The organism is Bradyrhizobium sp., from assembly GCF_004799405.1.
Classification (GTDB): domain Bacteria; phylum Pseudomonadota; class Alphaproteobacteria; order Rhizobiales; family Xanthobacteraceae; genus Bradyrhizobium.
In genome coordinates, this window is the sequence record NZ_SSMW01000085.1 from 98,699 (window position 1) to 107,382 (window position 8,684).

Annotated in this window: 10 protein-coding genes; 1 reads left to right on the plus strand and 9 read right to left on the minus strand. The window is 64.7% G+C overall.

The window, feature by feature from the left end:
- Positions 1-128: 128 nt before the first annotated feature.
- Positions 129-524, plus strand: coding sequence for a response regulator (locus E7813_RS14195; RefSeq protein WP_291574939.1), 396 nt, complete (start codon positions 129-131; stop codon positions 522-524).
- A 98-nt stretch (positions 525-622) separates the two neighbouring features.
- On the opposite strand, the gene E7813_RS14200 is transcribed toward E7813_RS14195, so the two are convergent.
- The 9 genes from E7813_RS14200 to E7813_RS14240 form a co-directional block, all read right to left on the minus strand.
- On the minus strand, positions 623-1,477 hold the full coding sequence (locus tag E7813_RS14200) for a TIGR01459 family HAD-type hydrolase (RefSeq protein ID WP_291574940.1): 855 nt from the start codon (positions 1,475-1,477) through the stop codon (positions 623-625).
- 15 nt (positions 1,478-1,492) lie between these two features.
- Complete coding sequence (locus E7813_RS14205; protein WP_291574941.1) at positions 1,493-2,932, minus strand: EAL domain-containing protein; 1,440 nt, start codon at positions 2,930-2,932, stop codon at positions 1,493-1,495.
- Positions 2,933-3,232: 300 nt separating this feature from the next.
- Positions 3,233-4,579 (minus strand): aspartate aminotransferase family protein, encoded by a 1,347-nt coding sequence (locus tag E7813_RS14210; protein WP_291574942.1) that lies wholly within the window; start codon positions 4,577-4,579, stop codon positions 3,233-3,235.
- Between the two features lie 95 nt (positions 4,580-4,674).
- Positions 4,675-5,415, minus strand: a complete 741-nt coding sequence (locus E7813_RS14215) for a sensor histidine kinase (RefSeq protein ID WP_291574943.1) — start codon at positions 5,413-5,415, stop codon at positions 4,675-4,677.
- Positions 5,416-5,556: 141 nt separating this feature from the next.
- Entirely contained in the window at positions 5,557-6,516 is a 960-nt protein-coding gene (prmB, locus tag E7813_RS14220) for a 50S ribosomal protein L3 N(5)-glutamine methyltransferase (protein WP_291574944.1), read from the minus strand.
- Entirely contained in the window at positions 6,516-6,983 is a 468-nt protein-coding gene (locus E7813_RS14225) for a molybdenum cofactor biosynthesis protein MoaE (protein WP_291574945.1), read from the minus strand. Before E7813_RS14225 ends, prmB begins: the two co-directional genes overlap by 1 nt.
- Before the next feature lie 7 nt (positions 6,984-6,990).
- Positions 6,991-7,242 (minus strand): molybdopterin converting factor subunit 1, encoded by a 252-nt coding sequence (moaD, locus tag E7813_RS14230; protein ID WP_291574946.1) that lies wholly within the window; start codon positions 7,240-7,242, stop codon positions 6,991-6,993.
- Positions 7,239-7,856 (minus strand): CDP-diacylglycerol--glycerol-3-phosphate 3-phosphatidyltransferase, encoded by a 618-nt coding sequence (gene pgsA / locus E7813_RS14235; RefSeq protein ID WP_291574948.1) that lies wholly within the window; start codon positions 7,854-7,856, stop codon positions 7,239-7,241. Before pgsA ends, moaD begins: the two co-directional genes overlap by 4 nt.
- A 92-nt stretch (positions 7,857-7,948) precedes the next feature.
- On the minus strand, positions 7,949-8,684 hold a 736-nt coding region (locus E7813_RS14240; protein ID WP_291574949.1), incomplete at its 5' end, for a helix-hairpin-helix domain-containing protein.

Below are 8,684 nucleotides of genomic sequence, written 5' to 3' on the forward strand. Positions count from 1 at the left end.
GAGACCTCACCGGGCGGTCGGTTAACGGGCTGTTTAAGGGCTGATGCTAGTGCTGGAGGCGGACCTGTGGGGTTGAGGCCCTGTGCAGGGCTTGCTGGCGGCTTGAGCGTCGCGTTGGGGGATCCAAGATGGCGGTTGATTTGTCGATGTCGGTTCTGGTGGTGGATGATTACAACACCATGATCCGCATCATCAGAAATCTGCTGAAGCAGCTCGGCTTCCAGAATATCGACGATGCCAGCGACGGATCGGCGGCGCTGAACAAAATGCGCGGCAAGAAATACGGGCTGGTGATCTCGGACTGGAATATGGAGCCGATGACCGGCTACGACCTGTTGCGGGAGGTGCGGGCCGACCCCAACCTCGCCACCACGCCGTTCATCATGATCACGGCCGAATCCAAGACCGAAAACGTCATCGCCGCCAAGAAGGCCGGCGTGAACAATTATATCGTCAAGCCGTTCAACTCCGCCACGCTGAAGACCAAGATCGAGGCGGTGTTTCCGGATCTCGCGACCGCGTAGCGCCGGTCTTTCCTACCTCTCCCCGCATCCGCCTTCGCCCGAAGGCGGGCTTCGGCGGACAAGAGCGGGGCGAGGGAGAAGAGGCGTTCACCGATAGCCTACCACCTCAACTCCCGCATCAGGGCCCGCGGCGGGTGGCCGAACAGCTCCTTTACCGAGGCAGGGTCGAGCTGGTCGACGCCTTCGAAATCCCCGGCGTGGATGCCGCGGGTCACGAACAGGCAGTCGATGCCGAAGCCGTGGGCGCCGGCGAGATCCGTCCGCACCGAATCCCCGATCGCCAGAACCCGGTCGAGTTCCGTCGTACGGCCGCGGCGCTCGGCGGCCAGCTCCATGGCACGTTCGTAGATCGGCCGGTGCGGCTTGCCGTAAAAGATCACTTCGCCGCCGAGTTCGCGATAGAGTTCGGCGATCGCGCCCGCGCAATAGACCAGCCGGTCGCCGCGTTCGACCACGATGTCGGGGTTGGCGCAAATCAAGGGCAGCCTGCGCTCGCGCGCCTGCAACATCATCTCGCGATAGTCTTCGGCGGATTCGGTTTCGTCGTCGAACGGACCGGTACAGACGATGTAATCGGCCTGCTCCAGTGGCGCGAACACCGCATTGAGCCCGTGATAGATCGAACTGTGGTGCTCGGGGCCGAGCCAGAACACCTTCTGGCCGGGACGGTCGGCGACGAAATGCCGGGTCAGGTCGCCCGAAGTAACGATGGCGTCGTAGGTCTCGTGGGCTACGCCAAGCTTGCGCAACTGCCGCTGCACCGGATCCGCAGGCCGCGGCGCGTTGGTGATCAGGATGACGGTGCCGCCCTGCTTGCGAAAACTGTGAAGCGCCCCGCAGGCTTCGGGGAATGCGTCCAGGCCATTGTGGACCACGCCCCAGATATCGCTGAGCACGACATCGACGTCGCCCACGAGGTCACGCAGTTTCTCGGCAAACTTGAGTGTCGTCATTGCACAGACGGCCGGTCAGCCCGGTCCGGCCGCGCGGCGCGCCAGCGCGGCGTTGCCGGTCGCCCGCGGGGGATCGAGGGCCGGACCATCGACGGAGGTGGTTTTGCCGGAGCCAACGGATTCCTGCGCCTTGTTGGAAGACGCTCCGCCGTTAGCAGATGCGCCCTCGGGCCGCAACGGCCGCGGCGGCGCGAACAGAAATCCCTGCCCGAACCGCACGTCATAGTCGAGCAGGTCGACCACGGCACGTTCGCCCTCGATCCGCTCGGCGATCAGGTCGATGCCGAAGCGGCCGAGCAGGTCCGAAAGGTCGGAGGGGTGAATGTCGGACGCCGAGGTCTGCCGTTGGTCGAGCAGCAATGCCGCGGGCACCTTGATGAAACGCACGCCGCGGTCGGCCAGTTCGCGCGGCTCGATCCGCAGATCGCTGACATGATCGATCGAGAAGCGGTAGCCGTGCTGCGCCAAAGCCGCGAGATTTTCGGTCTCGGTCGGACCGAGATTGCGGAACGTCGCCTGCTTGAATTCGAGCACCAGCGAGGGCGCCAGCGCGCGGTTGGCTTCGAGGAAATCGAGGCATTGCGCGAAGGCGGCGGCGTTGCCCAGGGTCGCCGCGGCGATGTTGCAGAATACCCCGACCTCCTTGTTGCGCACCATCAGCCGGCGCAGGACCTGCACGCTGCGCAGCATCACCATGTGATCGATCCGCCCGATCAGCCCGGCGCTTTCCGCGATCCCGATGAAATCGTCGGCGGTGATGATCTGGTCCTTGTCGTCGCGCAGCCGCGTCACTGCTTCGTAAAAGCGCACCTTGCGCTGCGGCAGCGTCACCATCGGCTGCAGGTGGATGTCGAGCCGGTTTTCGTCGATCGCTTTCCTCACCGCGGCGAGGATTTGTACCTGGCTGCGGGAAGGCACCGTCCCGCCGGCGGCATTCCCCGGCGCCGCCGGTTCAGCCGCAATCCCGGCGTTGTCGTCCAGCAGCGGCAGTTCGTTCTGCTGTTCATTGTCCGGTTTGCGCGCGGCCGCGGGAGGGTTGGGCGTCACTCCCGCCGACAGCATGTCGTCATGGCTGGCCACCGAGATTGCGAGCTGCTGGACCAGCACGCCCAACTCGCCGATCTCGCCGGCCACGGCCTGCAGGCGGTCCGCGCTGGCCGAATTTGCCGACACCACCCGGCCCTCGACGGCGGCGAGCCGGCGCCCGAATTCGGCGACCTGGCGTGCAAGGTCGGCGGTACCGCGCGACAGGTCAGCGATCTGGCCGCCGACGTCGCTGCGGTCGCGCAGCCGCATCGATACGGCGTTGTAGAGGATCAGGAAGGTCAGCGCGGTGAGCGCCACGATCGCGGATTCCGTCCCGCTGATGCCGGCCACCGAATACAGGACCATGCCGAGCGATGCTGCGACCAGCACCATGCAGATGGCGATGAAAATCGTGGAAATGCGGATCATCTAACGCGCTAAACTCCCCCAAGCGTTGCCACTTTAGCACCATTGTTGATTCGATGGGCTAGAGTTCTTTGAGACCATCGGTAATGGTCCTGTTCCGAGGGTTCCCAGCGGCAGCTCGCTCCCTCGCCCCGCCCTTCGCGGGGGCGAGACGAGCGAAGCTCGCTCTTAGAGGGGTGGGGAGAGGGGTTGCTTCCGCGAATTCTGACGATGCGGTGAGAGCGCGACCCCCTCACCCGAAATTCGCAACGGCGAATTTCGACCTCTCCCCGCAAGCGGGGCGAGGTTAAGAGGGATGCCGGCCTAGGCCACCGCGCGGATCACCTTGGCGACCTTTTCGATGATTTCGCCGATCTGGTCCTCGGTGACGATCAGCGGCGGCGTCAGCGCCAGGGTGTCGCCGGCGATCCGCAGCATGATGTCGTTGTCGTGGAACGCGCTGTTCAGCGCGTCGAAACCGCGTTTGCCCGGAAGGTCCGGACGCGGCGCAAGGTCGATGCCCGCCGTCAGCCCGACGGTGCGGATGTCCAGCACGCCCGGCGCGCCCTTCAGCGACATGACGGCGTCGGCGAACCTGGGCTCGAGCTTGTTGGCGCGCTCGAACAGCTTTTCGTCGCGGTAGATATCGAGCGTCGCAAGCCCGGCGGCGCAGGCCAGCGGATGCGCCGAATAGGTATAGCCGTGGGTCAGCTCGACGGCGTATTCCGGGCCGCTCATGAAGGCGTCGTGGATGGTGTCGCGCACGATCACGCCGCCCATTGGCGCGGCACCGTTGGTGATGCCCTTGGCGAAGGTGAGCAGGTCGGGCAGCACGCCGTAACGCTCCGCCGCGAAGGCATAGCCGAGCCGGCCGTAGCCGGTGATGACCTCATCGAAAATCAGCAGAATGCCGTGCTTCTGGGTGATCTCGCGCAAGCGCTTGAGATAGCCCTTCGGCGGCGGCAGCACGCCGGTCGATCCGGCCATCGGCTCGACGATCACGGCGGCGATGGTGGAGGCGCCATGCAGGTTGACCAGCCGCTCCATTTCGTCGGCGAAATGCGCGCCGTATTCCGGCTCGCCTTTGCTGAAGGCCTGCTTGTCGCGGTCGTAGGTATGGGGCAGGTGGTCGACGCCGGCCAGCAAGGTTCCGAACATCTTGCGGTTGTTGACGATGCCGCCGACGGATGTCCCGCCGAAGCCGACGCCGTGATAGCCGCGTTCGCGGCCGATCAGGCGGGTGCGGGTGCCCTGGCCCTGGATCTGGTGATAGGCCAGCGCGATCTTGAGCGCGGTATCGGCGGCTTCCGATCCGGAATTGCAGAAGAACACGTGGTCGAGGCCCGCCGGCGCGAGATCGGCGATCCGGCTGGCAAGCTCGAAGGCCTGCGGGATGCCGAACTGGAACGGCGGCGCATAATCCAGCGTCTCGGCCTGTTTGGCGATCGCCGCCGAAATCTGGCTGCGGCCATGGCCGGCATTGGTGCACCACATGCCCGAGGCGGCGTCGATGATCTTGCGGCCGTCGACGGTGAAATAATGCATGTCCTTGGCGCCGGCGAGCAGCCTCGGCGCCTTTTTGAAGGCCCGGTTGGCGGTGAACGGCATCCAGTGCGCGGCAAGGTCGTTGGGGACGTTGACGGCGGCGGGGCGTGGGCTCTTGTCCAGCATGGTGGCCTCTTGGCGTTGGGGGCGTGGCGGCTGCCGGCAGGCTATCAGCTTAGGCCCGGGACGGAAACCCGGCTTTTCCGGCTGGTGTTTTCAGCTCAATCGGCCGGTTTCAGGGAGCTCAGGGGAACGTCCAGCGCGTAGATGAACCCGTCCGGCGCATAGGTCAGTTCGACCTTGCCGTTCAACTGCTTGCCGAGCGTCTCCATCAGCCGGGTTCCAAAGCTCCGCCGGGTCGGCGCGTGGACCGCCGGGCCGTCTTTTTCGGTCCAGGTCAAATGCAGCCGCTCATTCTTCTCATCGACCGACCAGGCGATCTCGATGCGTCCCGCCGGCACCGACAGCGCACCGAATTTCGTGGTGTTGGTGCAGAGTTCGTTGAGCGTCATCGCCAGCGCGATCACCGCGCCGGACGTGATCTTGAGGTCGGGGCCTTGAAGCGAAAATTTCCCCTCGCCCTTGCTGTCATAGGGTTCGGTCGCGCTTTGGATGATGTGCATGAGGCCGGCGCTCGACCATCGCGCCTGCAGCAACAAATCGTGCGCTCGGCCCAGGGCCTGCAGCCGGCCCTCGATCGCCTGCTGGCCATGCTCGATGCTGTCAGCGGTGCGCAGGCTCTGCGTGGTAATGGCGCTTACCGTCGCCAGCGTGTTCTTGATGCGGTGGTGCAATTCTTCCAGGATGAGTTTTTGCAGCTTGTCGGCGGCCTCACGCTCCTCGGCCTCGATCCCCGCCTGCGCCAGCAGAGCTTTGGCGTCGACACTGGCTTGTTCGAGGAGGGTGCGCAGGCCGACATTTTCGGCCTTTAGAAATTCCTGCGGAACGGTCGGGCCGGCCATCGATCACATAGCCCCGGAGGACTCCCATTTCGGTTGGTGTGGGGCGTTGTTACCACGGTTATCGCCCGATAGGGCGGCTAATTCCGGTAGCGAACATAGGAGTAAGGGGCTTGTGACCGAGAATATTGGCGCGGCGGGACTTTATAAGTCCGCAGCCGTGATCCAGAACACCTCGCCGTCGGACTCCTCGGTATCGAGCCACAGCAGCGGCGTTTGCGGAAATGCGGCTTCGAGCCGCTCGCGACCGCGGCCGGTCTCGCACAACAGCCCGCCGCGGGGCGTCAGATGCCGCGGCGCCTCTTTCAGAATGCGGCGGACAATATCCAGCCCGTCGGCGCCGCCGTCGAAGGCGAGGTTCGGCTCGGCGCGGCATTCGCGCGGCAGCGCCGCCATGCCTTCGGCATCGACATAGGGCGGATTGGTGATGATCAGGTCGTAACGGTTGCCGCCGATAGGCTTGAACAGATCGCCGCGATGCAATGTCACGCGTTCCCCAAGGCCGTATTCGGCAATGTTGCGCGCGGCGACGTCGAGCGCATCCCCGGAAATGTCCACTGCATCGATCTGCGCATGCGGAAACGCGCGCGCGGCGAGGATCGCCAGGCAGCCCGAGCCGGTGCAGAGGTCGAGCACGCTGGCAACATCAGCGGGATCGTCGACCAGCGCGCCGGCTTCGCTTTCGCCGCCGAAATGCGAATCCAGCAGTTCGCCGATGAAGGAACGCGGCACGATCACGCGCTCGTCGACATAGAACGGCAGGCCGCGCATGTAGATTTTGTTGACCAGATAGGCGGCGGGTTTTCGCGTCGTGACGCGGCGTTCGATCAGATCGAGAATCCTTTTCGCTTCATCCGCGGTGACGCGCGCGCCCGCGAACGTCTCGAACCGGTCGGGATGCAGGTGCAACGTTTCGCAGACCAGGAATGCTGCCTCGGCGACGGGATCGGCGGTGCCATGGGCGAACACGAGCCCGGCTTCGATGAAACGGCTTGCCGCGTAGCGGACGAAATCGAGCAGCGTCCGCAACTCGCCCGCGGCGATCCTGGGGGATTTCGGAGCCGCGCGGCCGCGCTTGCCAACCGCTTTCGCGCGCCTCGCCATCAGGGCTTGGTCCAGCGCGCGGCGGCCGCGTCATCGTGATCGTGCGCCTCCACCCAACTGGTCCCTGCCGCACTTTCTTCGCGTTTCCAGAACGGCGCGTTGGTCTTCAGGTAATCCATCAGGAACTCTGCCGCCTGAAACGCCGCCTGCCGGTGCGCCGATGCCGTCAGCACCAGCACGATATTTTCGCCGGGTATGATGCGGCCGACACGGTGTACGACCGTTAGCCCCGTCAACGGCCACCGCGACATCGCGGTCTCGGCGTGCCGCAGAATTTCGGCTTCCGCCATGCCGGGGTAATGTTCCAGCGTCAGCGCCGCGATGATCTCGCCTTTCTCGCTGCCCCGGCAAATGCCGCTGAAACTGACGACGGCGCCGATATCGGTGCGCCCCGCCGTCAGTGCCGCGATTTCGCGCGCGATGTCGAAATCGGCTTGCTGGATGCGGATGGTGACGGGGACGGGCATGACAAGGTCAGCCGCCGGTCATCGGCGGAAAAAACGCGATCTCGCCGGCGCCGGCAATCACGGTGTCGGACTTGACGTGGGCGTGGTCGATCGCGGCGCGGATCACGCGCGGGGTCTCGAAGGCATGGGCGTAAGCCTCGCCGCGCTTTGCCAGCCACGCCATCAGGTCGTCAACGGTGCGAACGCTGGCTGGCGGCTCGACGGTTTCCTCAGCCTTGCCGACGCGCTCGCGCACCCAGGCGAAATACTTGACCTTCACGCATCATCCTCCTCGATCAGGTGATGGATGCCGGCGCGGAAATAATCCCAGCCGGTATAGATGGTGAAGATCGCCGACATCCACAGCAATGCGATGCCGATCAGGGTGGTGGGGGGCAATATCTCCTCGCCGGCTTCGCCGGCGATCAAAAAGCCGATCGCGACCAGTTGAATCGTGGTTTTCCATTTCGCCAGTTTGGTCACGGGCACGCTGACGCGCAGCGCTGCAAGATATTCTCGCAGGCCTGATACCAGGATTTCGCGGCACAGGATCACGATGGCGGCCCACAGCGTCCAGCCATGAATGCTGCTTTCCGCCGCCAGCATCAGCAGGCAGGACGCCACCAGCAGCTTGTCGGCGATCGGGTCGAGCATCCGGCCGAATGCCGAATGCTGGTGCCAGATTCGCGCATAATAGCCGTCGAGAAAATCGGTAACCCCGGCGGCGATGAAGACCGCCAAAGCCACCCATCGCAGCCACAGCGGCCCGTCCATGATGGATTGCGCAAATACGCAACCGACCACCACCGGGATGGCGGCGATCCGGGCATAGGTCAGGATGTTCGGCAGCGACAGCGAGCTCTTCGCCGCCGCCCTTGTGGTCGCAATGTTCATCCGCCTTACCAATACCGCCAAAGCATCAAGGTCAACCGTGCCGCGCACGTGATCCGTTGCAGGTGACGCATATATGACACCAACCCCACGCCCTACCCCGGCCGGGCGTGGAAAAACTCGAAAATCTTGCGCGCGCTCTCGGCGCTGACGCCCGGAACCTTGCCGAGGTCGGCGATCGACGCCCGCTCGATCTCCTTCAAGGTTCCGAAATGATGCAGCAAGGCACGTTTGCGTGACGGGCCGATGCCGGGAATTTCCTGCAATCCCGCTTCGCGAATGTCCTTTTTGCGCAGCTTGCGGTGTGAGCCGATCACGAAGCGATGAGCCTCGTCGCGCAGCCGCTGGATAAAGTACAGCACCGGGTCGCGTGGCTCGAGCTTGAGCGGCTCGCGGTCCGGCATGAACAGGGTTTCGCGGCCGGCGTCGCGGTCCGGCCCTTTTGCCACCGCCAGCAGCGCCACCTCGGTCAACCCGAGGCCCTCGAATATCTCCCGGACGGCGTTGAGCTGGCCGCGACCGCCGTCGATGATGACGAGGTCCGGCCATTGCGGGAACGAATCGTCGTCCGGTTTGGTCCTGGCTGCATCGCCATCCGCCGGCGGCGTCAACAGCCGCTTGAAGCGCCGCTGCAGCACCTCGCGCATCATCGCGTAGTCGTCGCCCGGCGTCAGCCCCTCGGATTTGATGTTGAACTTGCGGTACTGGTTCTTGATGAAGCCGTCCGGCCCGGCCACGATCATGGCGCCCACCGCGTTGGTGCCCTGGATATGGCTGTTGTCGTAGACCTCGATCCGCCGCGGCGCGTGCGGCAGGCCGAGCGTGGTGACC

Bases quoted from the DNA above. Each gene is read 5' to 3' on its own strand.
- E7813_RS14215 (WP_291574943.1), bottom strand. From the start codon at position 5,415: ATGGCCGGCCCGACCGTTCCGCAGGAATTTCTAAAGGCCGAAAATGTC.
- E7813_RS14200 (WP_291574940.1), bottom strand. From the start codon at position 1,477: ATGACGACACTCAAGTTTGCCGAGAAACTGCGTGACCTCGTGGGCGAC.
- pgsA (WP_291574948.1), bottom strand. From the start codon at position 7,856: ATGAACATTGCGACCACAAGGGCGGCGGCGAAGAGCTCGCTGTCGCTG.
- prmB (WP_291574944.1), bottom strand. From the start codon at position 6,516: ATGGCGAGGCGCGCGAAAGCGGTTGGCAAGCGCGGCCGCGCGGCTCCG.
- E7813_RS14225 (WP_291574945.1), bottom strand. From the start codon at position 6,983: ATGCCCGTCCCCGTCACCATCCGCATCCAGCAAGCCGATTTCGACATC.
- E7813_RS14210 (WP_291574942.1), bottom strand. From the start codon at position 4,579: ATGCTGGACAAGAGCCCACGCCCCGCCGCCGTCAACGTCCCCAACGAC.
- E7813_RS14205 (WP_291574941.1), bottom strand. From the start codon at position 2,932: ATGATCCGCATTTCCACGATTTTCATCGCCATCTGCATGGTGCTGGTC.
- E7813_RS14195 (WP_291574939.1), top strand. From the start codon at position 129: ATGGCGGTTGATTTGTCGATGTCGGTTCTGGTGGTGGATGATTACAAC.